Consider the following 25,718-nt stretch of genomic DNA (forward strand, 5'->3'; position numbering starts at 1 on the left):
CGATCGACGCTGCGAGACGCTTACGCGGCCTCGTCGGCGACGGCGGTATCGTCGCCATCGGTATCGCCGTCGGCATCCGCCTCGCCCTCGCCGTCGGCGGCTTCCGCCTTGGCGTTGGTGCGGCGCGGGCTCTTGGCGAGCTGGGCCTCGATCTCCTTGACCGCTTCGGTCTCGGTCGAGTGCTGCACAACCGCGATCTCGCGGGAGAGACGATCGAGCGCCGCTTCATAGAGCTGACGTTCAGAGTACGACTGCTCGGGCTGCGACTCGGAACGGTAGAGGTCGCGCACGACTTCCGCGATCGCGACGATGTCGCCCGAATTGATCTTTGCTTCGTATTCCTGGGCGCGGCGCGACCACATGGTGCGCTTGACGCGGGCACGGCCCTTCAGCGTCTCCAGCGCCTTCTTCACCAGCGCGGGTTCGGACAGCTTGCGCATGCCGACGTTCGCAACCTTGGCGGTCGGCACGCGCAGCGTCATCTTGTCCTTGATGAAATTGATGACGAACAGCTCGAGCTTCGCACCGGCGATCTCCTGCTCCTTGATGGCCAGGATCTGGCCAACGCCGTGAGCGGGATAGACGACGAATTCGTTGGCCTTGAAGCCCTGGCGCTGGGTCACGACCTTCTTTTCCTCGACCTTCGGCGCGGGTGCAGCAGCCTTCACGGCCGGCTTCGCAGCAGCAACGGGGGCTTTGGCAGGGGCGGCAGCAACAGGAGCCTTCGGAGCAACGGGCTTGGCAGCGGAAGCCTTGGCAGCAGCAGGCTTGGCAACGGTCGCTTTCGCGGCCGGTTTGGCAGTCTTGTGAGGCATTACGCTTCTTTTGTTCTTCGAGGACTTTGCAGCCGGTGCCTTAGTCGCGGTCCGACCCTTGGATGCGCTACGGCTGGCCGCGGCGACTTTTTTGGCCTCCTTATGGGAAGCCCTCGCTGAAGTACTCTTTTTACGCGTTTTCTGTGACACAGCCTGCGCGCGGAAACTGCCACGCCCCTGTTCGACATTTGGTTTCACGGGAACCCAACGGGGCCAACTGGGCTGACGGGGTTCAGCTTAATGTGCTCAATATAGCACATTTCCCGCAAAAATCAATGATTTAGGGGTCTTGAGGGCTGGTTTTCGGCGCTGACGAAGGTATTAGGGTTAAGTTTGGGCGAGAATTAGTCTCCCGAGCCCGGGTTCGGAGAAAAATATTTCTCGAACTTTCCTTCCTGGCCGTCGAATTCCTTCGCGTCGGGGGGTGATTCTTTCTTCTGGGTGATGTTCGGCCAGCTTTTGGCGTAGTCGGCATTGACCTGGAGCCACTTTTCGAGGCCCGGTTCCGTGTCCGGCTTGATCGCGTCGGCGGGGCATTCCGGCTCGCACACGCCGCAGTCGATGCACTCGTCAGGATGGATGACGAGCATGTTCTCGCCCTCGTAGAAACAGTCGACCGGGCAGACCTCGACGCAGTCGGTATACTTGCACTTGATGCAGGCTTCAGTGACGACGTAAGTCATCCAACGCTCCGAAAAGCTCTTTTAAAAGTCGCGGCTTGCGTAGCGCGGATGGCCCGGCGCCGCAAGGTCGGGAACGGCCGATCATGACGGCTTTGCGCTTTGATCGGCCAAGAAATGAACTCAAAGCGCAATTAATTGCGCTTCGCTTCGCTCAGCTCCTCGTAGAGCACGCGGGCCGAGGCGGCATCGCCGCGGCGCTCGTTGAAAGCGGTTACTTTCAGCACCCGCACGGTGCGATCGAGCGCGATGGTGATCACGTCGCCGATCTTGATCGCATGGCCCGGCGACTTCTCGCGTGTGCCGTTGATGCGAACGTGGCCGGACTCAACGAGCTCGGCCGCGGAGGTGCGCGCCTTCACCACCCGCGCGTGCCACAGCCATTTGTCGAGACGCTGCCGCTCGGTCGTGGGATCACTCCTTGCGACCGGACAGCTGCTCTTTCAGCGCAGCAAGCTTTGCGAAGGGCGAGTTCGGATCGGCCGGACGATCGCGCTCGCGCGGGTTCGCGCTCGAGGCGTAGGGGCGCAGCGACGGCCCGCCCTGGCGGTCGCGGCCCTTGTCGCGGTCACGACCGCGATTGTCGCGGCCCTTGTCGCGATCTCCGCCGAACTTGCCCTTGTTGCGATCGCGATCCTTGTTGTCGCGATCCTTGCCTTCGAAGCGGCGGTTCTTGTCGTCGCGCCCCTCTTGGCGCGGCGCACCTTCACCGCCACCCTCGCGCGGCTTGCGGAAATCCTTAGCCCCATCGCGGCGATGACCGCCGTGACGATGACGCTCGCCGCGCTTCTCGCCGTCAGCAGCCTGCGCTGCTTCGCCTTCCGCTGGTGCAGCACCCGCCTCTGCGCCCGCCTGCGGACGCGGCTGATGGTGACGCTGATGGCGATGGCGCTCGTGGCGCGGCTTGCGATCGTCGTGACGGCCGCCGGGACGCCAGACCTCGACGAGCTCGGGCTCGGCAGGCGCAGCGGCAGCCTCGACTGGTGCGGCCGCATCAGCGGATGCAGCGGCTTCCGTTGCAGCGGCCTCGGCGGGAGCGGCTTCCACCGCCTCGCTGGGCGCAGCAGCCTCTTCCGCCGGCGGCGCGATGCCGGGGGCATCCTCGGGCGTGACGGGGGCATCCGGCGATGCTTCGAGCGCCGGCTCTTCATGCGCGGGCTCTTCGTGCTGCTCCATGCCGGGCGCGTCTTCGACGGTGACGGGCTCGGCGGCGGCTTCGATCGCGGTGTCCGCGCTCGCGGCGGCATCATCGGTCGCTGCCGGTTCAGTCGGAGCCTCTGCGCTTGCTACGGCAGCCGGCGCCTCCGCGACAGCAGCCACCGGCTTCGGCGGCAGCGGCGCACGCTTCTCCATGCGATAGCCGAGCGCGCGCAGCACCGAGGCGAAATCCTCGCCGGCGGAGCCGGTGAGCGAGGTCATCGCCTGCGTCACCACGAAGCTGCGGCCGTCGAACGCGCCGGCGGGCCTTTCGCCGGGCGAGTTCTCGCGCCAGGCCAGCGCCGGGCGGATCAGATCGGCAAGGCGCTCCAGGATGTCGACGCGCACGGCGCGCTCGCCGGCCTGCTTGTAGCCGAGCACGCGATAGGCATCACGCGGCAGCTGCTTGTCGACCGGGAACGAGGTGCGGCCCGAAGATGCCAGATGCTGCGCGCCCGACAGCGAGGACAGATCGACATTGTCCTGCTTCAGCGCCCACAGCAGCGCGGCCAGCGCGCGTCCGGCGGGCTTCAGCAGGCCGGGGAAATAGATGTGATAGGCGCCGAAACGGACGCCGTATTTGCGCAACACGGCGCGCGAGGGCTGGTCGAGATCCTTCAGCTCGTTGGCGATCTTCGGACGCTCGAGTACGCCGAGCGCCTCGACCAGCTGATAGGCGATGCCGCGGGCAATGCCGGTGACGTCCTCGGCCTTCGACAGCTCGAACATCGGCCCGAGCAGCTTTTCGATATGCGTCTTGAGCCAGAGCTCGAGCCGGGCCTGCACCTTCTCACGCGGCGCACCGGTGAGGCGCTCGTCGGAGATGATGCGGATGCGCGGATGCAGCGCCTCCTCCGCGGCAGACAGGCGCGCCACGGCATCGCCGGTCCAGCGGATGGTGCCTTCCGAGGTCAGCACGAACTGATCGTCCGGCGCATTGCCCAGTTTTTCGGCGCGCGCGTTGATCTCGCCGGCGAGCACCGCTTGCGCTGCAGCCTGCAAGGCTTTCGCATCGGAGCCTGCTTCCGCCGCATCCGGTGCAAAGGTGAAGCCATCGAGGCGGCCGATGACATGGCCTTCGACGATGACTTCGCCGGTCTTGCCGATTTCAGTATTCAAGCTCGTGTTCTCCCGCAGGCGGCGCATCAATACACTGGTCCGGCGATCAACGAAACGCTCAGTCAAGCGTTCATGGAGCGCATCCGATAATTTATTTTCGACCTCGCGGGCGATCCCCTGCCAGCGTTCGGGGTCTTTCAGCCAGTCCGGGCGGTTGGCGACGAAGGTCCAGGTGCGGATCTGGGCGATCCGGGCCGACAGCGTGTCGATGTCGCCGTCGATGCGGTCGGCCTGGTCGACCTGGGCCGCGAACCAGGAATCGGGGATGCAGCCCTTCTGCATCAGGAAGCCGTAGAGCGTGGTGACGAGCTCGGCATGGGCGGCCGGCGACAGTTTTCGGTAATCGGGGACCTGGCAGGCCTCCCACAGCCGTTCCACCGCCGCCTTGCCATGCGCGATATCGCGTACCTCGACGTCGCGGGCGGCATGGTCGAGCACGCGCATGTCCTCGGCGATCGGCGCGCGCGTCAGCGCCTCATGGCCGGGCGACTGGTTCAGGGACACCTGGAGCGCGCCGAGGGAGGCGAAATCCAGCTTCGCATTGCGCCATTGCAGCATCTTCACGTTGTCGAAGGTGTGGTTCTGCAGCGCGTTGACGAGCTCGGGCTCGAATGGCCCGCAGCGGCCCGTCGTCCCGAAAGTACCGTTGCGCGTGGCGCGGCCGGCGCGGCCGGCGATTTGCGCGAATTCGGCCGGCGTCAGGCGGCGGAACTGGTAGCCGTCGAACTTGCGGTCGGAGGCGAAGGCGACGTGGTCGACGTCGAGATTGAGGCCCATGCCGACGGCGTCGGTGGCGACGAGATAGTCGACGTCGCCGTTCTGGAACATCTCCACCTGCGCATTGCGCGTGCGGGGCGATAGCGATCCCAGCACCACGGCCGCGCCGCCATGCTGGCGGCGGATCAGCTCGGCGATGGCGTAGACCTCGTCTGCCGAGAAGGCGACGATGGCGGTGCGGCGCGGCTGGCGCGTGATCTTGCGGTCGCCGGCGAATTCCAGCTGCGACAGGCGCGGCCGCGTGATCATGGACACGCCGGGCAGCAGCCGCTCGATGATCGGGCGCATCGTGGCCGCGCCCAACAGCAGCGTCTCGTCGCGGCCGCGGCGGTTGAGGATGCGGTCGGTGAAGACGTGGCCGCGTTCGAGATCGGAGGCGATCTGGACCTCGTCGACGGCGAGGAAGGAGACGTCGAGGTCGCGCGGCATCGCCTCGACGGTCGAGACCCAATAGCGCGGGTTCTTCGGCTTGATCTTCTCCTCGCCCGTGATCAGCGCGACGGCCTCGCTGCCGACCCGTGCGGCGATCTTGTTATAGACCTCGCGCGCGAGCAGCCGCAGCGGCAGCCCGATCACGCCAGAGGGATGCGCGAGCATCCGCTTGATGGCGAGATGGGTCTTGCCGGTGTTGGTCGGCCCGAGCACCGCAGTGACGCCCGCGCCAGGTGCGCGCTCGGAGGCGAAGGGGGAGGAGGAGAAGGCCATGTCTGGGGATTAGGTAGTGGCGATTTGGGCGAATGTCAGTGCTGTTTTGGGGTGTGTTGAGGGCTGGGAGGTGTCGGCCATGTCTCCGAACGCTACGCTGCAGCCAAGCATTCCACTGTCATGCCCCGGCCTGCCGCCTTCGCCAAGGCTTCGGCGGGCCGAGCACCCCCCTGAGCCTCGGCGTAGCCTTGGCGGAGCCGGGACCGGGGCATCCAGTACGCCGCGGCTTGTCCGCTCAACCACAACGGCCTCGGCGTACTGGATCGCCCAGTCAAGCCGGGCGATGACACCGAGCGTGTGGGAGCGCGCTCCCCAAACCTCGCGCAACTGTCTCACTTTGCAACGCTTTTCCCATTGGCTTTAAGCTTCGGAACGACTCTAGAACGAATCGCGGCCGAATCGCTGACTCCCGCTGAAGTCCTGTTCCGTTCACGCCACATGTCGCGGGACTCTTATTCGTTGTGCACTAGATGGAGTTTTGCCCTGCCGCACAAGCGGCGTTTCGATGACTGGTTCCTTAAAATTGGGGACGGCGCGGAGTCGAATCAAAATCGGGGAGGAGTCAAATGGATTCCAGGGTGGCTGGCCCCCAAACTCATTTTCGCGAAAACAACCCCATGCACAGTAGAAATGCCATTGAAAGGATTACATTTCTTTCCAGCCAAATTGCCTCCCCGTCATTCCGCGCGCGACGCGGTCTTTCCGTCATCCTGAGGTGTGAGTGGCGCGTTGCGCAGCATCGCGCCGGGAGCCTCGAAGGATGGACGGCCCGGATGCGGCGGCACGCACGGATATTCCCTGCGGGAACAGCCGGGCTGTCGCCCTTCGAGGGCCGCTGAAGAAGCGGCCACCTCAGGGTGACGGTCTCTAAGGGGGAATGCGCAGCTAAAGCCCTACTGCGTCTTGGCGACCTTTGGCGGCTGGGCTGACGTGATGAAGCTGGTCGCTTCCAGCATGGCCGGGCCGAGCGGCGTCGGCACTTTCAGCCAGAACGGGACCAGGATGCGCGTGCCCGCGATGGGGGCGAAGGCGATCTCGATGTTGCGCTGGGCGGCGAGATATTTGATCACAGGGCGGTCGGGGATGTAGCCCGCCACGGGCACGAAATAGAGCGCGCAGACCACGACCGGGCCCCTGTAGCCCTTCTCCGCCTTCACGCTCTCCATGCGCTTGAAATCGAGTTTCAGCTCGTAGCGCATGCGGCCGTCGAACACCGGCGCGGCGTTGTGGCAGGCGTCGGGCGTCACGGGGTCGCCGGTGCCGGGCACGCGCAGCAGCGAGGCCGTCATCGGATCCCAGACGCCGCGGCGATGCGCATCGGTGACGACGATGCGGTCGGCATCGACCGGCGGCTCCGGCACGATGCCGAACTCCTTCACATTGCCCTTGTCGAGCGTGATGCGGATCTCTTCGGTCTTCTTCGAGGTGGTGGTGGAGGCCTGGTAGCCGGTCGCGACCAGCGCGCCGTTGACCACCCTACCTTGCGAGGCGCCGGTGCCGGACCCGCCCGCGAACGATTTCAGCAGCCCCGTGGTGCCGCCGGAGGCCGCGGCCGCGAACACGTCGTCCCCGATGTCGATGTTCCAGGCGCCCTTGCCGACGGGAATGCCGGCCAGCGTCGCCTCATACTGCGCCTCGAGCTTGCCCTGCGCCGCCACGGGCTCCGCGCCCCACGCCACGACGAGCCCGCAAAAAGCTGCGAAGGCCAGCCGGCCGGCAGAGCGCGGGCTGGCTGAGCCGTGACTGACCAAGCCTTGGAGCCAAAGTCGGGGGGATGTGAGCACGAACAATCCAATCGGGGCGCGAACGGTTGTTACTTAAGCCAAAAACCGCGGCAAACAATGTGTCCGGGCGTCAAGGCATGCGGAACTCCATTTGATACTTCGGGGGTGAATACGCCCTTTATGTGATGGTAAGGCACTTCAATCATTGCCGTTTTGGTGATCGGGGGTGTGTCAGGGACGCGCACCTCGCCCGGCCCATTCTGCTGTCATGCCCCGGCTTGACCGGGGCATCCAGTACGCCGTAGCCCCTCGGCTCCAGCCGCTCCGCCGCGGAGTACTGGATCGCCCGGTCAGGCCGGGCGATGACACCTGTTGTGGGGGATGCCGCGGAGCACGAATCCCAGCCCAAAACCTTGACGTCCCGTCCCTTCCCCCCTATACGTCCGCCCGCTCCCTGCAAGGACACAGAATTAGCCCCCGTGGCGCCCAGAATGGCGGCCGCAAATCGTTTGGGGGACAGAAGAGGATTTCTACCATGTCTCGCCGCTGCGAACTGACGGCCAAGGGCCCCCTCGTCGGCCACAAGGTCAGCCACTCCAACATCAAGACCAAGCGCCGCTTCCTGCCGAACCTCGTCAACGTGACGTTCATCAGCGAAGCGCTCGGCCGCAACGTGCGCCTGCGCGTCTCCACCAACGCGGTCAAGAGCGTCGACCACAATGGCGGCCTCGACCCTTTCCTGCTCAAGGCCAAGGCCGACGTCCTGTCGCCGCGCGCCCTCGAGCTGAAGCGCGCCATCCAGAAGAAGGTCGGCCCGACGGCCGCGCCGGCGAAGAAGGCCAGCTAATCCAATTTTGAAATCGGGCGGGGGCTAAGTTGCGTCGCGTGGCGTAGTCTTAGCCAGTAGAGTTTTGCGTTACGGCCGGATCGAAAGATCCGGCCGTTTTTGTTTTGTCGACAATTCGAGCGCTCTCCGTCCTCTCTGTGGACACGGGGCACATATCTTTCCAAAAGCGAAATACCGTACTCTAGTGTCGCGTTAAAGTTGTCCCCGAGTCGACAGGGATTCTAAAACACTAGGCAGATATGGCGGTTCGTCCCCGAACATTGAGCGATCATGAAATCGCACTTGCAAAAGCGATGCTCCGAAGGAGCTTCAAAAATGATGCGATCCATTTCTATTTCAATCTTCCAGATCGTCTCATAAGCCCTGGCCGCATCACTCAAATCAAGCAGAAGAAGTATGGCGCTAATGTCGAGGAAGCGTCTCAGGACGAACTCGACCAATTCCTACAGGCCTGGAAAAGTTCTCGATCAGGGTCTGATCACGCCGCCACTCCGCCGCTCGACCGCTCACATCTTATGCGCATGTTTCACGAGACGACCGCCGGCTGGGCATTGATCCCCGGCGAAACGGATTTCACGGAATGCAAGCGTAGCTTTCGAGTATCGCCCGAGACACGCTTCGCGGATGTCATTCGATCTGTCGCCGGACTAGCGAACAACCGAGGAGGCTATCTATTCTTTGGCATTACGGACAAGACTCTGCTCGTCGAAGGCCTACCCGACGATACCTTTGCTAGAACTGACCCCGCAGAAATAAATCGCTCACTGGCAGGCTCGCTGGATCCAGTACCTCGAACGACCACAGCGACACTTCTCCTTTCAGGCAAAACCATCGGCATCATGCATGTGGAAAAGCACGATGGAGCTCCCGTCATCGCTCTGAAGAACATCGGCACGGAAGTCCGAGAAGGCACCGTGTACTATCGATACGTCGGAGAAACGCGCGCAATCAAACCCGGCGAGCTACGCAAAATCATCAATGATCGAGAACAGAGAGCCGTGGCAGCATTCAGCCATCAAATGGCGCGCGTCGCCACCGGCGCCGATGCCACGCTGAATCTGGATACTGGAGAGGTGAACGGAAAAAGCGGGAACTTCGTAATCGATAAATCCCTCCTGTCAGATATTCAGTTTATCCGCGAAGGCGACTTCTCAGTGTCTGTTCCAAAACATGTTGAGTCGAATGAATCGGTTGTGATTCAAGGTGAGCGGCCTGATTCGATGGGGACGCGCCGCCAATGTGGACTACCGAGAACCGTGCACGCTACGACCGCAGCCGCCTGCGCTATCCGAGCGACTTGACCGACGAGGAGTGGGCGCTGATCGCGCCTCGCATCCCGCCGGCCAAGCGCGGCGGCAACAAGCGTACGGTGGACCTGCGCGAGATTGCCAACGGGCTGATGTACATCCTGAGCACAGGTTGCCAGTGGCGCGCGATCCCCAAGGACCTGCCGCCGCGCTCGACGCTGTATGGCTACTTCGATCTGTGGAGCTGGAACGGCACGCTCGATAAAATTCATCACGCCCTCTATGTCGAATGTCGCGAAAGGGCCGAGCGCGAGGCTTCTCCCACCGCCGCCATCATCGATAGCCAGAGCGTGAAAAGCGCTGAAAAAGGGGGCCTCATGATCTCCATGGCTACGACGCGGGCAAGAAGATCAAGGGCAAGAAGCGGCACATTCTCGTCGACACGCAAGGCCTCTTGATGCACGCCATCGTGCATGCGGCGGACATCCAGGATCGCGACGGCGGCGTGCTCCTGATGGCAACGTTGTTCGGCCTCTATCCCTTTCTTCTGAAGCTCTACGCCGACGGCGGATATCAAGGGCCACATTTCCAGAAGGGGCTGCGTAGCGCTCTGAAGCGCGTGAACCTCGAAATCGTCAAACGCTCCGATCAGGCTCACCGTTTCGTCGTCTTGCCCAAACGCTGGATCGTCGAGCGTACCTTTGCCTGGCTCGGGCGATGCCGAAGACTGTCCAAAGATTGGGAATGCTTCAATCACAGGGCGCTCGCCTTTCTCAAGCTGGCCTCCATCCGACTCATGCTGCGAAAGCTATGCAATCCAAGGTAATCTTTCCGGGCAGACTCTCAGAAAATTTCTGATGACCGCGTCGGCCGTGACGTTGTCTCTAATTACATTTGCTCGCTTTCGCTCTGTTGCGTCGAGCGGCTCGACGTCTCCGATTACTCGCAGGGCTGGCGCACCCTTAACTTCTGAGAGTCTGTCCGGAAAGATTACCTTGGATTGCATAGCTTTCGCAGCATGAGTCGGATGGAGGCCAGCTTGAGAAAGGCGAGCGCCCTGTGATTGAAGCATTCCCAATCTTTGGACAGTCTTCGGCATCGCCCGAGCCAGGCAAAGGTACGCTCGACGATCCAGCGTTTGGGCAAGACGACGAAACGGTGAGCCTGATCGGAGCGTTTGACGATTTCGAGGTTCACGCGCTTCAGAGCGCTACGCAGCCCCTTCTGGAAATGTGGCCCTTGATATCCGCCGTCGGCGTAGAGCTTCAGAAGAAAGGGATAGAGGCCGAACAACGTTGCCATCAGGAGCACGCCGCCGTCGCGATCCTGGATGTCCGCCGCATGCACGATGGCGTGCATCAAGAGGCCTTGCGTGTCGACGAGAATGTGCCGCTTCTTGCCCTTGATCTTCTTGCCCGCGTCGTAGCCATGGAGATCATGAGGCCCCCTTTTTCAGCGCTTTTCACGCTCTGGCTATCGATGATGGCGGCGGTGGGAGAAGCCTCGCGCTCGGCCCTTTCGCGACATTCGACATAGAGGGCGTGATGAATTTTATCGAGCGTGCCGTTCCAGCTGGGGATGTCCCGATCGCTGTTGAACTACGTCGGGTCGACGTTGCCGGAATGAATATTACGCAGCCCTCGTGACGTGGGCAACGGACTTGATTGTCATGCGATCGTGGTGAGCTTGAAGGGCCGCACGCAGAACCGACAATTGCTTATGCGCCTTCAATCGTCGGAAGCCCTTGTTGGCCTCGATCATACCGGCCGCGACCCATCGCAAGGCCATACCGGCATCCCGCCAGCGTTTAACGTTGCGCGTGACGCGGCGAATGGTGCCCATCATGTTCTCGGCGATATTGGTACAGGCGAGCGATCGGCGAAGCTCCTTCGGCAACTTCAACCGGACGACAGTCAGGATTTCGTCGAGGCCTTCGAGGATACTGGCCGCAACGCCGGGCCATTGCTGGTCGAGTCGACGCGCGAGATTGCGGATCAATTTTTCAGCCTTGTCGGCGTCATCGAGCTCCCAGGCCTGGCGCAGCACCCGGCGGGTGGCCGCATGATGCTCTTTCGGCAGGCGTTCCATGATGTTGCGCGCCTTGTGGATCTGGCAGCGCTGGATCGCAGCGGCCGAACCGAAGGTGCGGCGGATCGCCTTCGACAACGCCTTCGCGCCGTCGGCGATGAACAGTCTTGGCACCGTCGGGTCGAGCCCGCGCGAGACCAGGTTGTCCAGCAGGGCCTGAACCGTTGCTGCATTCTCGGTCGCCCCTTCCACCAGCGCCAGCGGATGCTTGTTGCCTTCGCCGTCAACCCCGATCGCGGCCACCAGCACGAGATCGTCGTCGAGATGCAGCCCGTCGATTTGGACCACCAGAAGGTCGAGCGCGGACAGATCGGCAGCCATGAAGTCGGCCAGCCGCGCCGCCGACAGAGCCACGAACCTCCGCGAGGCCGCCGACTTCGAAATCCCCGATCCGGGCGGTGCCGGCACGTCACCCTCGGGCAGCCGGACGGCGCGGCCGAACCGGCGCGTCGACACATTGATCAGCATCAGGTTCATCGCCCAGCGACCGAGCCAGTCCTCCTGCGCCGCCGTTTCCCAGCTCGGGATCGTGACCTCGCGGCCGTCCATGCCCCGGACCCGCGGGCGATCGACCTCGATCTTGCCGCCGTGGAAACCGATCCGCCCCCGCGTTCGGCCCCAACGGTGCGCCCGCCGCGCCGCATCACGACCGTGGCGCGGCCCGCAGGCCGCTGTCACATCCGCCTCCATCATCGTGCCGAGCGCCTCGATTCCTGCCGCAAGGCAGAACCGATCGAAGCTCGCTCGCACTTCCGCAAATGATTTCTCCACAGCCCCGGTCGCCGGCCAACCAGCCGGTGTGATATCTCTCGTCATGGCGTTGCTCTCCTTTGTGGAATCAGCACCCCGAGCCTACCGGCTCAAGGTGGGCAACGCCGACCTCTTCAGAAATTCAACAGAACCCGGGACATCCCCTTCCAGCTCCACAGATCGAAGTAGCCATACAGCGTCGAGCGCGGCGGCAGGTCCTTGGGGATCGCGCGCCACTGGCAACCTGTGCTCAGGATGTACATCAGCCCGTTGGCAATCTCGCGCAGGTCCACCGTACGCTTGTTGCCGCCGCGCTTGGCCGGCGGGATGCGAGGCGCGATCAGCGCCCACTCCTCGTCGGTCAAGTCGCTCGGATAGCGCAGGCGGCTGCGGTCGTAGCGTGCACGGTTCTCGGTAGTCCACATTGGCGGCGCGTCCCCATCGAATCAGGCCGCTCACCTTGAATCACAACCGATTCATTCGACTCAACATGTTTTGGAATAGACACTAAGTCCTCTTCGGAGTTATTCGATGGACGCGCTACAAATTGAAATCGTACGTTTCCTTGTCGCTAAGGCCGTCAAAAAATCGCGCGCGACTTATCAGCAGCTTGGCTCAGCGATCGGCTGGTCACACCCAACTGGCCGCGGCCTTGGAAAAAATCTCGAGGTCATTCTCCGATACTTGCAAGACGAAGGACTTCCGCCGCTCACAACCATCTTGGTGAAGAAAGGCGAGAGGTATCCCGCGCCAGACGCGATGGCTTACATAAACAGGGTATTGGGACAGGTAGATATCCAAGTTGCTCAAACATCAGTCTTCAATTTCAATTGGTCTTCCATTACCCAATTTGCCGAAGCGAACGATCGCATACCCGGCGATCGCGACATTTGGCTCACGTCTTTCTGGGGATTCGAACCTTCCGCCTGGGGTTGCATTGGCTTTTCCGACGAGCCAAAACGTACCGCGTTCTTAAGAAGAGCTAAGCCCGGAACGCTAGTAGCAATCTATGTGACGAAAAGCAGAGGCCCGCAGCAAATGCGCGGCAAGGTGGTCGGCCTGCTTGAGACTTCCCACAAAATTGGGAACATCAAAGAGTTCATCTCCGGTGATCGTTGGGCGGAGAAAGAGCGTGAACAGACGTCTAGAGGTAAATGGTCTTATGCCGTTGAGGTCACGCGCGCTTGGAAAGTAATTCCAGAGCAGTGGAAGTCGGTTGAAGAATTACTGCCTACCGCATATTCGAGTGCGCATCCCGAATTCATCGGAGGATACGGCGTCCCTATCAACAAGGGAGAGGCCAAGAAGCTGCTAAGCTTGGAAGTCGTTGAGGTCCCCGTCTACCGTCAACACAGGCAAGTGGCGGATACCATTCAACCTCTTGCAATTGCGCTTGGCCCAAGTCCCGCGGTGCGTCCGTCCCAAACCCCTTATGTGGTTAGTGAGCAAGATGGTCCAAAGCATCTGTATATTTTGGAGCTAAAGGGTGACATCGCGGCCTACCTTGGTAGGCCTCTGCAAGAAATTGAAGGTAGATCAATTATAAAGGTAGGATTCTCAAAGTGTCTGTTCCAAAACATGTTGAGTCGAATGAATCGGTTGTGATTCAAGGTGAGCGGCCTGATTCGATGGGGACGCGCCGCCAATGTGGACTACCGAGAACCGTGCACGCTACGACCGCAGCCGCCTGCGCTATCCGAGCGACTTGACCGACGAGGAGTGGGCGCTGATCGCGCCTCGCATCCCGCCGGCCAAGCGCGGCGGCAACAAGCGTACGGTGGACCTGCGCGAGATTGCCAACGGGCTGATGTACATCCTGAGCACAGGTTGCCAGTGGCGCGCGATCCCCAAGGACCTGCCGCCGCGCTCGACGCTGTATGGCTACTTCGATCTGTGGAGCTGGAACGGCACGCTCGATAAAATTCATCACGCCCTCTATGTCGAATGTCGCGAAAGGGCCGAGCGCGAGGCTTCTCCCACCGCCGCCATCATCGATAGCCAGAGCGTGAAAAGCGCTGAAAAAGGGGGCCTCATGATCTCCATGGCTACGACGCGGGCAAGAAGATCAAGGGCAAGAAGCGGCACATTCTCGTCGACACGCAAGGCCTCTTGATGCACGCCATCGTGCATGCGGCGGACATCCAGGATCGCGACGGCGGCGTGCTCCTGGGGGATGTCCCGATCGCTGTTGAACTACGTCGGGTCGACGTTGCCGGAATGAATATTACGCAGCCCTCGTGACGTGGGCAACGGACTTGATTGTCATGCGATCGTGGTGAGCTTGAAGGGCCGCACGCAGAACCGACAATTGCTTATGCGCCTTCAATCGTCGGAAGCCCTTGTTGGCCTCGATCATACCGGCCGCGACCCATCGCAAGGCCATACCGGCATCCCGCCAGCGTTTAACGTTGCGCGTGACGCGGCGAATGGTGCCCATCATGTTCTCGGCGATATTGGTACAGGCGAGCGATCGGCGAAGCTCCTTCGGCAACTTCAACCGGACGACAGTCAGGATTTCGTCGAGGCCTTCGAGGATACTGGCCGCAACGCCGGGCCATTGCTGGTCGAGTCGACGCGCGAGATTGCGGATCAATTTTTCAGCCTTGTCGGCGTCATCGAGCTCCCAGGCCTGGCGCAGCACCCGGCGGGTGGCCGCATGATGCTCTTTCGGCAGGCGTTCCATGATGTTGCGCGCCTTGTGGATCTGGCAGCGCTGGATCGCAGCGGCCGAACCGAAGGTGCGGCGGATCGCCTTCGACAACGCCTTCGCGCCGTCGGCGATGAACAGTCTTGGCACCGTCGGGTCGAGCCCGCGCGAGACCAGGTTGTCCAGCAGGGCCTGAACCGTTGCTGCATTCTCGGTCGCCCCTTCCACCAGCGCCAGCGGATGCTTGTTGCCTTCGCCGTCAACCCCGATCGCGGCCACCAGCACGAGATCGTCGTCGAGATGCAGCCCGTCGATTTGGACCACCAGAAGGTCGAGCGCGGACAGATCGGCAGCCATGAAGTCGGCCAGCCGCGCCGCCGACAGAGCCACGAACCTCCGCGAGGCCGCCGACTTCGAAATCCCCGATCCGGGCGGTGCCGGCACGTCACCCTCGGGCAGCCGGACGGCGCGGCCGAACCGGCGCGTCGACACATTGATCAGCATCAGGTTCATCGCCCAGCGACCGAGCCAGTCCTCCTGCGCCGCCGTTTCCCAGCTCGGGATCGTGACCTCGCGGCCGTCCATGCCCCGGACCCGCGGGCGATCGACCTCGATCTTGCCGCCGTGGAAACCGATCCGCCCCCGCGTTCGGCCCCAACGGTGCGCCCGCCGCGCCGCATCACGACCGTGGCGCGGCCCGCAGGCCGCTGTCACATCCGCCTCCATCATCGTGCCGAGCGCCTCGATTCCTGCCGCAAGGCAGAACCGATCGAAGCTCGCTCGCACTTCCGCAAATGATTTCTCCACAGCCCCGGTCGCCGGCCAACCAGCCGGTGTGATATCTCTCGTCATGGCGTTGCTCTCCTTTGTGGAATCAGCACCCCGAGCCTACCGGCTCAAGGTGGGCAACGCCGACCTCTTCAGAAATTCAACAGAACCCGGGACATCCCCTGCTCCTGATGGCAACGTTGTTCGGCCTCTATCCCTTTCTTCTGAAGCTCTACGCCGACGGCGGATATCAAGGGCCACATTTCCAGAAGGGGCTGCGTAGCGCTCTGAAGCGCGTGAACCTCGAAATCGTCAAACGCTCCGATCAGGCTCACCGTTTCGTCGTCTTGCCCAAACGCTGGATCGTCGAGCGTACCTTTGCCTGGCTCGGGCGATGCCGAAGACTGTCCAAAGATTGGGAATGCTTCAATCACAGGGCGCTCGCCTTTCTCAAGCTGGCCTCCATCCGACTCATGCTGCGAAAGCTATGCAATCCAAGGTAATCTTTCCGGACAGACTCTTGGGCGCAATGAATATGAAAGTCGAACTACCTGCCATTGCGGCATCAGGTCTTGCACTCGCGGGCATGGCCGCTGCCGTCAATCCAGTCCTGGCCGGCATCGCCGGCGTCACGCTGCTGGTGGCAAAAGTGCTTCGTGATCGGCGCAAGGGGCGGCAAGCCCTGCTATCGACGTCGCCGGTGTCATACCTGTTTCGCGTCGAGGAAGCCCTATCTCCCGGGACTCTCGCGAAGTGGATCAGCAAAGACGCGCTGGAGCAGCGTGTTGCGCACTAACGCGCGTGCAATCTCCTTCCGACCGTGGCAACGGAGCCGTCTCACCGAGACCCGGCTTGCAAGTCCGGTGTGGCGCCGCAACAACGGCGGGGCTACACCCCCGCCATCATCACGTATTTGACCTCGACATATTCTTCCATGCCGTGACGCGAGCCTTCGCGCCCCGGGCCGCCGTCCTTGACGCCGCCGAAGGGCGCGACTTCCGCCGTGATCAGGTCGGTGTTGACGCCGACTGTGCCCTTGCGTCTCGCGTCAGATGAGTTCCGCAGACCAGGGCTCATGGCGGATCTCGAACGACTGTCCTTGCTTCGACAGCCGCGCGAACCCGGGGAAATTCAGGTGCATTCCTGCGACGAGTTCTCCGGTCGCGGACACTCTTTCCAGCATTTTCCTTCGGGTCTCCGCGGCCGCCTGCGGGTCCGCATCGAACGCAATCGTCACTTCGGGTCTGGACACCTGGATATCCGGATAATGAACGATGTCACCCCAAATGAGCAGGGACGCACCGCCGCCATCGATCCGATAGCCGCTATGCCCCGGGGTGTGGCCGGGCAGATGTTCGATCTCTATGCCGGGCGCGACTTGGCCTGCGCTGACCGTCCGCCGCCGGGCGCCATATGCCTCGAATACGGTACGGGCGGCGTGAAAGAACGGCTTGACCGAATCCGGGGCCTGATTGAGGTTCGCGTCATCCGTCCAGAAGGCGAATTCGGCGTCGTGCATCACGACCTCGGCGTTCGGAAACTGAGGCGCCGACGGCAAGGCCCCGACGAGACCTCCGATGTGATCCGGATGGGCATGGGTCAGGAGGATCTGGTCGATGGCGAGCGGGTTCACGTTGGCAGCGGCCAGCGACGCGTGCAGTCGCCCTCCCCAACCGTTGATGCCGCCGCCACCGCCATCCACCAGGATGGTCCGGCCTCTTCCCTCGATCAGATAGGTGCTGACGGTCATCGCAGATGACGAAGGACGTCCCGCCGCCACCGTCATGCTCATCGCTTCATCAGGTCCTATTCCGGAGAGCAGGTCGAACGGCACAGCGACGACCCCGTCGACGATAGCGGTGACGATATAGTCGCCGATCTTCCGTCGGTTCAGGCCGGGAGCCTGCCAGTGGTTCGAATTCGTCATTCCATCACCTGTAGCTGCGCTGCGCGTTTCAGACCGTGACGACGATCTTTCCGATCTGCTCATTCGACTCGAGTAATGCCCGCCACCTACGACAGGGTGTCCCGCACCATCGTATCCAGGCTGCTCGCGGTGATCCCCAGCAGTTTCTCCGTATCGCCGGCGTCAAGCAGAAGTGGCTTTTCGAACAGATAGGACATCTCGATTCCTTCGCCGAAGCCGATTCCTTCGAGGTCGGCCGCGGTGAGGCGAAGCAGGTTCGGAATGTCGATCTTCAGCGCGATCGCGAATCTTCGCACCAGTTCGCGCACGGACGCTGACTGCGACGGCACATGAAAGGCGCGGTCCCATTCTCCGGTGTAACGTGACGCTGCGACCAGCGTCTTCGCGGTGTCCTTGGTGAAGGACCAGGCATGCGCCACGTCGGGATCGCCGAGGAAAGATACCGGCTCGTTCTTGAGCAACGATGGCAGTGCCAGTAGCGAGAAATACGCGACCGCACCTTGGCCCAGATAGTCGCTTGCGCGGACCTCGATAGCAGGAACGCTCGATCGCAGTGCGCGCTGCCACATGATGTGCCGGGTGGTGCCCTTTCGGCTGGACGGGTCCGGTTCCAGGTCCGGAGTAAGAGGGCTCACGGCGGCCACGCCGTAGCCATAGACATTCCCAGCCACGAGCAGCCTGGCACCAACCTGCTCGGCCACTTTGACCGTTCCGTCCATGATCGGAAAGAAGTCGGTCGGCCATCGATGATAGGCCGCCATGGCGCACATGAAGATCGCATCTGCGCCCTTGCTGAGCGCGGCGAGCTGAGCGGCATCGGTGGCATCCGACGAAACCGTCCGCACATCTCCGGCATCGAGCGACCCGGCATTCCTGCTGGTGAGGATGACGCTGTGTCCTTCCTCCGCCAGGAGACGAGCGGTCTCGCGTCCGACGGGACCAGCTCCGACGATCACGTAATGACTCACTTTTCATCCTCATTTGCCACGAAACGACCGATGAGTTCTTTGACGTCCGAGCCGTTGAAAATCGCGCACGATGCGCCAAATATCGATCACGTTCCGCCAAGCCTTTGGAGCCCGAAGATTTGGAGCCCGACCATGCATGTGAGATCGAGTTCGGCACCGACATCGACCGGCAGCACCGCCGCAGCCACGCGCACCGAGCCAGATTTCGTTGCGCTAGAGCCGATCGGCGATCACCGGATCATCATCCACCTCAGCCCTGCGACGCGCTCAATTTGTCTCGAGACCGGAGACAAGCATCTGCGTCAGGCTGGCGATATCGATGTGATTCCGTCCGGCGCCGTCAGCGCCTTCGTTGCGGAAACGCCCTATCAGTCGCTTCAGATCCGGCTCGCGCCCAGCATGCTGGACCATGCGGCTTCCAGGAGCCGGCAATTGGCATCCGCCCGGCTCACGCATCATCATATGCTGCGGAATGACCGCATCATTCTGCTCGGACAGGCGCTCGAAAGCGACGTAAAGGCGGGCTCACCAAGCGGTCCCTTGTTCGCCGAAAACGTTGGAATGGCCCTGGCGCTCGAGTTGCTCAACTTGGCGAATGATCCGCCGGGCGACGCCGTTCGCCTCACGAACGCGCAACTCCAGAGAGTTCTGGCCTACATCGATGCAAACCTCGACCAGCCGCTCACTATCGACATTCTTTGCCGCGAGGCCGGCGTCAGCAGCTCACATCTGCGTACATGGTTCAAGGCGGCCATGGACGTCACGATCCATCGCTACATCCTGAGAAGGAGGGTGGAGCACGCGCGCCAGCTCCTCCTCCAGGGCGATCGCAAGCTCAGCGATATCGCCCTGGAAGCAGGCTTTTCCCATCAATCCCACCTGGCCAAATGGATGCGCCGCGAGTTCGGGCGCAGCCCCAGCGAACTGCGTCGAAGCAAGGGCTGATCGGCGACGGCCCTCACACCCCCGCCATCATCACGTATTTGATCTCGACATATTCTTCCATGCCGTGACGCGAGCCTTCGCGGCCGAGGCCGCTCTCCTTGACGCCACCGAAGGGGGCGACTTCGGTCGTGATCAGGCCGGTGTTGACGCCGACCATGCCGGACTCAAGCGCCTCGGCGACGCGCCAGACGCGGCCCAGATCGCGGGAGTAGAAGTACGAAGCCAAGCCAAACGGCGAGGCGTTGCACATCGCGATCACGTCGGCCTCGTCCTTGAAACGGATCACCGGCGCGAGCGGGCCGAAGGTTTCTCCTGCGCCACCAGCGAGTCCGGCTTGACGTCGGCAAGCACGGTCGGCTCGAAGAACGAGCGGCCGAGCTCGCTGCGCTTGCCGCCGGTCACGACCTTGGCGCCGCGCTTGACGGCGTCCGCGATGTGGCGCTCGACCTTGTCGACCGCTTTCAAATTGATCAGCGGGCCCTGCGTGACGCCGCTCTCGGTGCCATCGCCGATCTTCATCGCCGCGACCTTCTTCGACAGCTTCTGCACGAACTCGTCGTAGATCTTGTCCTGGGCGTAGATGCGGTTGGCGCAGACGCAGGTCTGACCCATGTTGCGGTATTTCGAGACGATCGCGCCTTCGACCGCGGCATCGATATCGGCATCGTCGAACACCACGAACGGCGCATTGCCGCCGAGCTCGAGGCCGAGCCGCTTCACGCCGACGGAGGCCTGCTGGTAGAGGATCTTGCCGACCGCGGTCGAGCCGGTGAAGCCGACGAAGCGCACCGCCGGGTGCTCGCACAGCACCTTGCCGATCGGCGGCGCGTCACCGGTGATGATGTTGAGCACGCCCTTGGGCACACCGGCCTTCTCGGCGAGCACGGCCAGCGCCAGCGCCGAGAGCGGCGTCTCGTTGGCGGGCTTCAGCACCACGGTGCAGCCGGCCGCCAGCGCGGGCGAAACCTTGCGGGTAATCATCGAGTTCGGGAAATTCCACGGCGTGATCGCGCCGCAGACGCCGATCGGCTGCTTGATCGCGAGCAGGCGCGCATCGGGCCGCTGGCTCGGAATGGTCTCGCCATAGACGCGACGGGCCTCCTCGGCGAAGAACTCGATATAGGCGGCACCGATATCGACCTCGCCGAGCGCCTCGGAGAGCGGCTTGCCCTGCTCGGAGGTGAGGATCAGCGCGAGATCCTCGCGGTTGGCAATGATCAGCTCGAACCATTTGCGCAGGATGTTGGAGCGCTGCTTGGCGGTGTGCTTGGCCCAGGCCGGAAAGGCGCGCTCGGCGGCTTCGACCGCCTTGGTCGTATCGTCCGCACCAAGCTGCGGAACCTTCGCGAGCTCGATGCCGGTCGCAGGATTGTTCACCGCGAAGACCGGCGAGCCGACCCAGGCGCCGTCGATGTAGCAGGCCTCCTTCAGCAACGACGGATCCTTCAACCGGTCGCGCAGATTGGACGTGGCTTGCGGGGCGCGTGCGGCGGCAGTCGGGGTCATGGCGTTACTCCTCGGGGCGCGGTCGGATCGGCCCCGAATATAGGGACAGACGGCGCGCAATGCACCGTCCCGCAACGCACATCTGCTGGGAGTTAAAGTGGCAACGGCGCGGTTATGCCGCGCCACTCATATAGGTCTCGCGCCGGCCGATCATGCGCTCGGCGGCTGCCTTGGCGTCGGCCTTCGAGGACGTCGCGCACGTCCGGTATTCGAGATCGGGAACGTCGGAGGTGTCGCGGCGGCCGAACCAGCCAGCGCCAGCGCCTGCGCCAGATTGTCGACGGCGCCGAACGAATAGAGCGCGCCGGTGCCGGCGATCCGGACCTCGTAAATGCCAGGCGAAATCGGCGCCTCGAGATTGTCGCCCCGTCCGGGACGGGGATAGCGCTTCCATTCGCTCCAGGTCGAAATCATCTGAGGTCCCCCTCGCGGTCATGAACGACCGCCAATATTTGCATCAAGTCTTAACGTTGGCCGTCGATTGGCCGCGTGCGGAAACGCCGCAACGCACAAAATGTTTCAAGTGCTTCAAACACGTGAAACATATCGCCAGAGCCTATCCACGGTCACGGTGAGTTGCGGCCATCCACCGCAGATTGTGACGAAGTGTTGCAGTTCAGCCCTCTCTCGTCCTGCGCACGCCACGCACCGTCAAGTCACGACATCGCGACCGGCGCGGGCATCTGGACGCGCTTGCCGCGCGGACCGTGCAGGAGGACAATCATTCGCTTCCAACAATAATCAAACCGGAGGAAACGCGTATGCAAAGCAAAGCCCAGATCGACGAGATCCTGCGCCAGAAGAGCGACGCCAAGGAGATTCCCGGCGTCGTCGCGATCGCCGCCAGCGGCAACGACGTGATCTATCAAGGCGCGTTCGGCAAGCGCGACCTGTCCAAGCCCGATGCGATGACTGACGACAGCGTGTTCTGGATCGCTTCGATGACGAAGGCGGTGACATCAGCGGGCGCGATGCAGCTCGTCGAGCAGGGCAAGCTGTCGCTGGATGCGCCGATCGGTTCGGTGCTGCCCGACCTCGCCAAGCCGCAGGTGCTCGAAGGTTTTGATGCCAAGGGCGAGCCGAAGCTGCGGCCGGCGAAGGGCGCGATCACGCTGCGCCAGCTCATGACCCACACCGCCGGTTTTGCTTACAATGTGTGGAACGGCGATCTCGCGGTCTATCTGGAGAAGACCGGAACCCCGAACATCTTCTCCTGCCAGGACGTCGCGCTGAAGACGCCGATCATGTCTGATCCCGGTACGCGCTGGGAATACGGCATCAACATCGACTTCGTCGGCAAGGCAGTGGAAGCCGTGAGCGGCAAGCGGCTCGATGCCTATCTGCGCGACAATCTCTTCACTCCGCTCGGTATGAGCGACACCGGCTTCAAGATCACCGACAACATGCGCCAGCGGCTGGTCGCCACCCATGCTCGCGGCGAGGATGGATCGCTGGCGCCGATCCCGTTCGAGATCGAGCAGAATCCGGAATTTTGCATGGGCGGCGGCGGCCTTTACGGCACTGCCGGCGACTACATCAAGTTCACCCAGATGATCCTCAACAAGGGCCGCGGCAACGGCAACCAGGTGCTGAGGCCCGAGACGGTCGCGCTGATGGGCCAGAACCACATCGGCGATCTCACCATTGGCAAGATGACGACGGTTGCGCCCATGTACACTAACGATGTCGATCTCTTCCCCGACATCGTGAAGAAGTGGGGGCTGTCCTTCCTGATCAATACTGCCAAGACGCCGGAGGGCCGCAGCGCCGGCAGCCTCGCCTGGGCCGGTCTCGCCAACACCTATTTCTGGATCGACCCGGCGCGCGATGTTTCCGGCGTGATCCTGATGCAGGTGTTGCCGTTCGTCGACGCCAAGTGCATCGAGGCCTTCACGGGATTCGAGCGTGGCGTGTATGCCGGGCTCGATGCGGGCAGCGGGAAGAAGGCGGCCTAAGGGAGAGCCGAGCTCTCCCCACACGTCATGGCCGGGCTTGTCCCGGCCATCCACGCCTGACCTTGCTGCACGAAGAACGTGGATGCCCGGGCCTTCGCTGCGCCGAAGCGGCTTCGGCCGCGCAGGCGGGACAAGCCCGGGCATGACGACCGAAAAAGATCGCACTGACTATCTTTGACGAGAGGATTTCGAATTGTCTGATAAAGCCGACAGCTATGTTTGCGGCATCTCGGACACGCCGCTGCTCGGCGAAACCATCGGCCGCAGCCTTGACCGCGCCGTGCGGCGCTGGGGCCATCGCGAGGCGCTGGTCTCGCCTAGCCACGGCGTGCGATGGACCTGGACCGAATTCGCCGAACGGGTCGACGCGCTCGCCGCCGGCTTTCTCGCGCTCGGCCTCGAGCGGGGGCAGCGGATCGGCATCTGGTCGCTGAACCGGCCGGAATGGACGCTGACCCAGTTCGCCGCCGCCAAGGCCGGCCTGATCCTGGTGACGATCAATCCCGCCTACCGCTTGAGCGAGCTGGAGTTCGCGCTGCGCAAGGTCGGCTGCAAGGCGATCGTCACGGCGACCGTGTTCAAGACCAGTCATTACATTGAGATGCTCAACACGCTGCTGCCGGAGCTGGCCGGCGCCAAGCCCGGACAACTCAACGCAGCGCGACTGCCGGACTTGCGGATGGTGATCCAGATCGGTGGCCCCGCGGCATCAGGCACGATCCCGTTCGAAGAGGTCGCGCGCATGGGCGGAGCGCAGCATCGCGAGCAGCTCACTGCACTCGGCGCTGCCTTGCAGTTCGACGATCCCGTCAACATCCAGTTCACCAGCGGCACCACGGGATCGCCCAAGGGCGTGACGCTCACGCACCACAATATCCTCAACAATGGCTATTTCACGGGACGTGCGATGCACCTGACCGAGCAGGATCGCATCTGCATTCCGGTGCCGCTCTATCACTGCTTCGGCATGGTGATGGGCAACCTCGCCTCCGTCACGCTCGGCACGACAATGGTTTCTCCCGGCGAGGGTTTCGATCCGCTTGCGACGCTGCGCGCGGTCGAGCAGGAAAAGTGTACGGCGCTGTACGGCGTGCCGACGATGTTCATCGCGGAGCTCGATCACCCCGAATTCCCGAAGTTCGACCTGACATCGCTGCGCACCGGCATCATGGCGGGCGCGCCCTGCCCGATCGAGGTGATGAAGCGCGTCAACACCGAGATGAACATGCGCGAGGTCACCATCGCCTACGGCATGACCGAGACCAGTCCGGTCAGCTTCCAGAGCGCGACGAACGACCCGCTCGAACGGCGCGTCTCTACCGTCGGACGGATTCATCCGCATGTCGAGGTCAAGGTCGTCGATCTCGAGGGCAGGATCGTCAAGCGCGGCGAACGCGGCGAGCTCTGCACCCGCGGCTACAGCATCATGCTGGGCTATTGGGAGGAGAAGGAAAAGACGGCGGACGTGCTTGATGCCAACGGCTGGATGCACACTGGCGATCTCGCCACCATCGACGACGAGGGCTATTGCAACATCGTCGGCCGCATCAAGGATCTGGTGATCCGCGGCGGCGAGAACCTCTATCCGCGCGAGATCGAGGAATTCCTGTATCGCCACCCCAAGATTCAGGACGTGCAGATTTTTGGCGTGGCCGACACCCGCTATGGCGAGGAGCTCTGCGCCTGGATCCGCGTCAGGCCGGGCGAGACGCTGACGGCCGAAGAGGTTCGCGCGTTCTGCGACGGCCAAATCGCGCACAACAAGATCCCGCGCTATGTGGAGTTCGTCGGCGAGTTTCCGATGACCGTGACCGGCAAGATCCAGAAATTCGTGATGCGCGATGCGGTGGAGCAGCGGCTGGGATTGAAGGCGGCGAAGACGGCTTAGGGTACGGCGCCATTGCGAGCGCAGCGAAGCAATCCAGTCTGCCTCTGCGGAGATAGTCTGGATTGCTTCGTCGCTACGCTCCTCGCATTGACAGGGAGAAAGCGGAGTTAAACCGTCAACCCGCGCTGCTGCGCCAGCTCCTTCAGCGACACCTGCGGACGCGCGCCGATGTGCTGGATCACTTCGGCAGCCGCGAGTGCGCCGAGCTCGCCGCACTGCTTGTGCGCAAGGTTACGCGCGAGACCGTACAGGAAGCCGGCGGCGAAGAGATCACCGGCGCCGGTGGTGTCCACCAGCTTCGCGATCGGCGAGGCCGGCGCTGCGACGGCCTCAGTCGGCGTCACCACCACGCAGCCCTTCTCGCTGCGGGTGACCACGCCGAGCTTGACGTCGTTGCGCAGCTGCTTCAGCGCGGTGTCGAAATCCGAGGTCGTGTAGAGCGAATGCAGCTCGGATTCGTTGGCGAACACGATGTCGACGGTGCCGTTGCGCATCAGCCCGAGGAATTCGTCGCGATAGCGATCGACGCAGAACGAATCCGACAGCGTCAGCGCCACCTTGCGCTTGGCATCATGGGCAATCTGCGCCGCCTTGACGAAGGCGTCCTTGGCGTTCTTGGGGTCCCAGAGATAGCCCTCGAGATAAACGATACCGGCGGCAGCGATCTCGGCCGGATCGATGTCGGCGGGCGACAAATCCTGCGCGGCACCGAGATAGGTGTTCATGGTGCGCTCGCCGTCACCAGTGACCAGGATGTAGGAACAGCCGGTCGCAGGGCCATCCTTCGCAGCGGGCGTGTTGAAGGCGACGCCGGCGGCGCGGATGTCGTGGACATAGAGCTTGCCGATCTGGTCGTCCTTGACCTTGCCGACATAGGCCGCGCGTGCGCCGAGGCTGCCGATGCCGACGATGGTATTGGCGGCCGAGCCGCCCGAGACTTCCGTCGCCGGGCCCATGTCCTTGTAGATGGCGGCGGCCCGCGCCTCGTCGATCAGGGACATGCTGCCCTTGGTCATGGCGTGTTTGGCCAGAAAAGCCTCGTCAGTCCGGACCAGCACGTCGAACAGCGCGTTACCGATGCCGAGAACGTCATATTTCACGTCAGCCATTCACCTTGATCCTGTTTGGCGGATTGCGATCCCCGCGGAAATCCGCTTCCTGTCGG

At 62.8% G+C, this 25,718-nt stretch carries 17 protein-coding genes and 8 pseudogenes; 10 read left to right on the plus strand and 15 right to left on the minus strand.

Annotation, left to right across the window (positions count from 1 at the left end):
• Positions 1-20 precede the first annotated feature (20 nt).
• The 5 genes from HAP41_RS00625 to HAP41_RS00645 all read right to left on the minus strand — a co-directional run bounded on the left by HAP41_RS00625 (position 21) and on the right by HAP41_RS00645 (position 6,972).
• Positions 21-815: a CarD family transcriptional regulator gene (locus HAP41_RS00625; RefSeq protein ID WP_166064891.1), complete on the minus strand. Its 795-nt coding sequence runs from the start codon at positions 813-815 to the stop codon at positions 21-23.
• A 344-nt stretch (positions 816-1,159) separates the two neighbouring features.
• A complete protein-coding gene (gene fdxA / locus HAP41_RS00630; protein ID WP_063980643.1) occupies positions 1,160-1,498 on the minus strand; it encodes a ferredoxin FdxA in 339 nt (112 codons plus the stop codon).
• Positions 1,499-1,629: 131 nt separating this feature from the next.
• Positions 1,630-1,860, minus strand: coding sequence for a S4 domain-containing protein (locus HAP41_RS00635; RefSeq protein ID WP_244623368.1), 231 nt, complete (start codon positions 1,858-1,860; stop codon positions 1,630-1,632).
• Between the two features lie 49 nt (positions 1,861-1,909).
• Entirely contained in the window at positions 1,910-5,293 is a 3,384-nt protein-coding gene (locus HAP41_RS00640; RefSeq protein ID WP_166064841.1) for a helicase-related protein, read from the minus strand.
• Between the two features lie 893 nt (positions 5,294-6,186).
• Positions 6,187-6,972 carry a DUF3108 domain-containing protein gene (locus HAP41_RS00645; RefSeq protein WP_224517626.1) on the minus strand — a complete coding sequence of 262 codons (786 nt, stop codon included), beginning with the start codon at positions 6,970-6,972 and terminating at the stop codon, positions 6,187-6,189.
• 580 nt (positions 6,973-7,552) lie between these two features.
• On the opposite strand from HAP41_RS00645, the gene rpmB reads away from it, so the two are divergent.
• The 3 genes and pseudogenes from rpmB (at position 7,553) to HAP41_RS00660 (ending at position 9,937) form a co-directional block, all read left to right on the plus strand.
• Positions 7,553-7,864 carry a 50S ribosomal protein L28 gene (gene rpmB, locus HAP41_RS00650; RefSeq protein WP_063980641.1) on the plus strand — a complete coding sequence of 104 codons (312 nt, stop codon included), beginning with the start codon at positions 7,553-7,555 and terminating at the stop codon, positions 7,862-7,864.
• Between the two features lie 239 nt (positions 7,865-8,103).
• Positions 8,104-9,165, plus strand: a complete 1,062-nt coding sequence (locus HAP41_RS00655) for an AlbA family DNA-binding domain-containing protein (RefSeq protein WP_166064810.1) — start codon at positions 8,104-8,106, stop codon at positions 9,163-9,165.
• Positions 9,102-9,937 (plus strand): annotated as a pseudogene (locus tag HAP41_RS00660) (IS5 family transposase). Before HAP41_RS00655 ends, HAP41_RS00660 begins: the two are co-directional and overlap by 64 nt.
• Before the next feature lie 164 nt (positions 9,938-10,101).
• Here HAP41_RS00660 and HAP41_RS00665 read toward each other — a convergent pair.
• The 3 genes and pseudogenes from HAP41_RS00665 to HAP41_RS00675 all read right to left on the minus strand — a co-directional run.
• Positions 10,102-10,694: pseudogene (locus tag HAP41_RS00665) on the minus strand (IS5 family transposase); the annotation flags it as partial.
• Between the two features lie 46 nt (positions 10,695-10,740).
• Positions 10,741-12,015, minus strand: coding sequence for an IS256 family transposase (locus HAP41_RS00670; protein ID WP_166064748.1), 1,275 nt, complete (start codon positions 12,013-12,015; stop codon positions 10,741-10,743).
• Between the two features lie 101 nt (positions 12,016-12,116).
• Positions 12,117-12,374: pseudogene (locus HAP41_RS00675) on the minus strand (transposase); the annotation flags it as partial.
• A gap of 106 nt (positions 12,375-12,480) precedes the next feature.
• On the opposite strand from HAP41_RS00675, the gene HAP41_RS00680 reads away from it, so the two are divergent.
• Entirely contained in the window at positions 12,481-13,554 is a 1,074-nt protein-coding gene (locus HAP41_RS00680; protein WP_166064758.1) for a hypothetical protein, read from the plus strand.
• Positions 13,555-13,594: 40 nt separating this feature from the next.
• Positions 13,595-14,109: pseudogene (locus tag HAP41_RS00685) on the plus strand (IS5 family transposase); the annotation flags it as partial.
• A gap of 64 nt (positions 14,110-14,173) precedes the next feature.
• On the opposite strand, the gene HAP41_RS00690 reads toward HAP41_RS00685, so the two are convergent.
• A complete protein-coding gene (locus HAP41_RS00690) occupies positions 14,174-15,448 on the minus strand; it encodes an IS256 family transposase (RefSeq protein WP_166064748.1) in 1,275 nt (424 codons plus the stop codon).
• A 65-nt stretch (positions 15,449-15,513) separates the two neighbouring features.
• Here HAP41_RS00690 and HAP41_RS00695 point away from each other — a divergent pair.
• Together HAP41_RS00695 and HAP41_RS00700 are read left to right on the plus strand one after the other, a co-directional pair.
• A pseudogene (locus tag HAP41_RS00695) lies at positions 15,514-15,867 on the plus strand (transposase); the annotation flags it as partial.
• A gap of 26 nt (positions 15,868-15,893) precedes the next feature.
• Positions 15,894-16,160 (plus strand): hypothetical protein, encoded by a 267-nt coding sequence (locus HAP41_RS00700; RefSeq protein ID WP_248577164.1) that lies wholly within the window; start codon positions 15,894-15,896, stop codon positions 16,158-16,160.
• Positions 16,161-16,252: 92 nt separating this feature from the next.
• On the opposite strand, the pseudogene HAP41_RS00705 reads toward HAP41_RS00700, so the two are convergent.
• The 3 genes and pseudogenes from HAP41_RS00705 to HAP41_RS00715 form a co-directional block, all read right to left on the minus strand.
• Positions 16,253-16,402, minus strand: a pseudogene (locus HAP41_RS00705) (aldehyde dehydrogenase family protein); the annotation flags it as partial.
• A gap of 10 nt (positions 16,403-16,412) precedes the next feature.
• Positions 16,413-17,291 (minus strand): MBL fold metallo-hydrolase, encoded by an 879-nt coding sequence (locus tag HAP41_RS00710; protein WP_166064659.1) that lies wholly within the window; start codon positions 17,289-17,291, stop codon positions 16,413-16,415.
• 86 nt (positions 17,292-17,377) lie between these two features.
• The gene (locus tag HAP41_RS00715; RefSeq protein ID WP_166064655.1) at positions 17,378-18,259 is read right to left on the minus strand and encodes an NAD(P)H-binding protein; all 882 of its coding nucleotides are present in this window, start codon (positions 18,257-18,259) and stop codon (positions 17,378-17,380) included.
• Positions 18,260-18,289: 30 nt separating this feature from the next.
• Between HAP41_RS00715 and HAP41_RS00720 the strand changes: the two genes are divergently transcribed.
• Positions 18,290-19,204: a helix-turn-helix transcriptional regulator gene (locus HAP41_RS00720; protein WP_166064654.1), complete on the plus strand. Its 915-nt coding sequence runs from the start codon at positions 18,290-18,292 to the stop codon at positions 19,202-19,204.
• A gap of 13 nt (positions 19,205-19,217) precedes the next feature.
• Here HAP41_RS00720 and HAP41_RS00725 read toward each other — a convergent pair.
• Both HAP41_RS00725 and HAP41_RS00730 read right to left on the minus strand, forming a co-directional pair.
• Positions 19,218-20,710, minus strand: a pseudogene (locus HAP41_RS00725) (NAD-dependent succinate-semialdehyde dehydrogenase).
• Between the two features lie 112 nt (positions 20,711-20,822).
• A pseudogene (locus HAP41_RS00730) lies at positions 20,823-21,124 on the minus strand (hypothetical protein).
• Positions 21,125-21,471: 347 nt separating this feature from the next.
• Here HAP41_RS00730 and HAP41_RS00735 point away from each other — a divergent pair.
• Positions 21,472-22,665: a serine hydrolase domain-containing protein gene (locus HAP41_RS00735; protein ID WP_166064627.1), complete on the plus strand. Its 1,194-nt coding sequence runs from the start codon at positions 21,472-21,474 to the stop codon at positions 22,663-22,665.
• Between the two features lie 193 nt (positions 22,666-22,858).
• Positions 22,859-24,553, plus strand: coding sequence for an AMP-binding protein (locus HAP41_RS00740; protein WP_166064602.1), 1,695 nt, complete (start codon positions 22,859-22,861; stop codon positions 24,551-24,553).
• Between the two features lie 107 nt (positions 24,554-24,660).
• On the opposite strand, the gene HAP41_RS00745 is transcribed toward HAP41_RS00740, so the two are convergent.
• Entirely contained in the window at positions 24,661-25,662 is a 1,002-nt protein-coding gene (locus HAP41_RS00745; RefSeq protein WP_166064598.1) for an adenosine kinase, read from the minus strand.
• Positions 25,663-25,718: the final 56 nt, after the last annotated feature.

It is taken from the genome of Bradyrhizobium barranii subsp. apii, from assembly GCF_011516635.5.
Taxonomy (GTDB): Bacteria; Pseudomonadota; Alphaproteobacteria; order Rhizobiales; family Xanthobacteraceae; genus Bradyrhizobium; species Bradyrhizobium barranii.

What these genes read in the sequence shown, in the direction of transcription:
- HAP41_RS00655 (WP_166064810.1), top strand. Translation starts at nt 8,104, where the DNA reads ATGGCGGTTCGTCCCCGAACATTGAGCGATCATGAAATCGCACTTGCA.
- HAP41_RS00640 (WP_166064841.1), bottom strand. Translation starts at nt 5,293, where the DNA reads ATGGCCTTCTCCTCCTCCCCCTTCGCCTCCGAGCGCGCACCTGGCGCG.
- HAP41_RS00700 (WP_248577164.1), top strand. Translation starts at nt 15,894, where the DNA reads ATGAATATGAAAGTCGAACTACCTGCCATTGCGGCATCAGGTCTTGCA.
- HAP41_RS00625 (WP_166064891.1), bottom strand. Translation starts at nt 815, where the DNA reads ATGCCTCACAAGACTGCCAAACCGGCCGCGAAAGCGACCGTTGCCAAG.
- HAP41_RS00710 (WP_166064659.1), bottom strand. Translation starts at nt 17,291, where the DNA reads ATGACGAATTCGAACCACTGGCAGGCTCCCGGCCTGAACCGACGGAAG.
- HAP41_RS00720 (WP_166064654.1), top strand. Translation starts at nt 18,290, where the DNA reads ATGAGTTCTTTGACGTCCGAGCCGTTGAAAATCGCGCACGATGCGCCA.
- HAP41_RS00670 (WP_166064748.1), bottom strand. Translation starts at nt 12,015, where the DNA reads ATGACGAGAGATATCACACCGGCTGGTTGGCCGGCGACCGGGGCTGTG.
- rpmB (WP_063980641.1), top strand. Translation starts at nt 7,553, where the DNA reads ATGTCTCGCCGCTGCGAACTGACGGCCAAGGGCCCCCTCGTCGGCCAC.
- HAP41_RS00745 (WP_166064598.1), bottom strand. Translation starts at nt 25,662, where the DNA reads ATGGCTGACGTGAAATATGACGTTCTCGGCATCGGTAACGCGCTGTTC.
- HAP41_RS00680 (WP_166064758.1), top strand. Translation starts at nt 12,481, where the DNA reads ATGGACGCGCTACAAATTGAAATCGTACGTTTCCTTGTCGCTAAGGCC.
- HAP41_RS00690 (WP_166064748.1), bottom strand. Translation starts at nt 15,448, where the DNA reads ATGACGAGAGATATCACACCGGCTGGTTGGCCGGCGACCGGGGCTGTG.
- HAP41_RS00735 (WP_166064627.1), top strand. Translation starts at nt 21,472, where the DNA reads ATGCAAAGCAAAGCCCAGATCGACGAGATCCTGCGCCAGAAGAGCGAC.
- fdxA (WP_063980643.1), bottom strand. Translation starts at nt 1,498, where the DNA reads ATGACTTACGTCGTCACTGAAGCCTGCATCAAGTGCAAGTATACCGAC.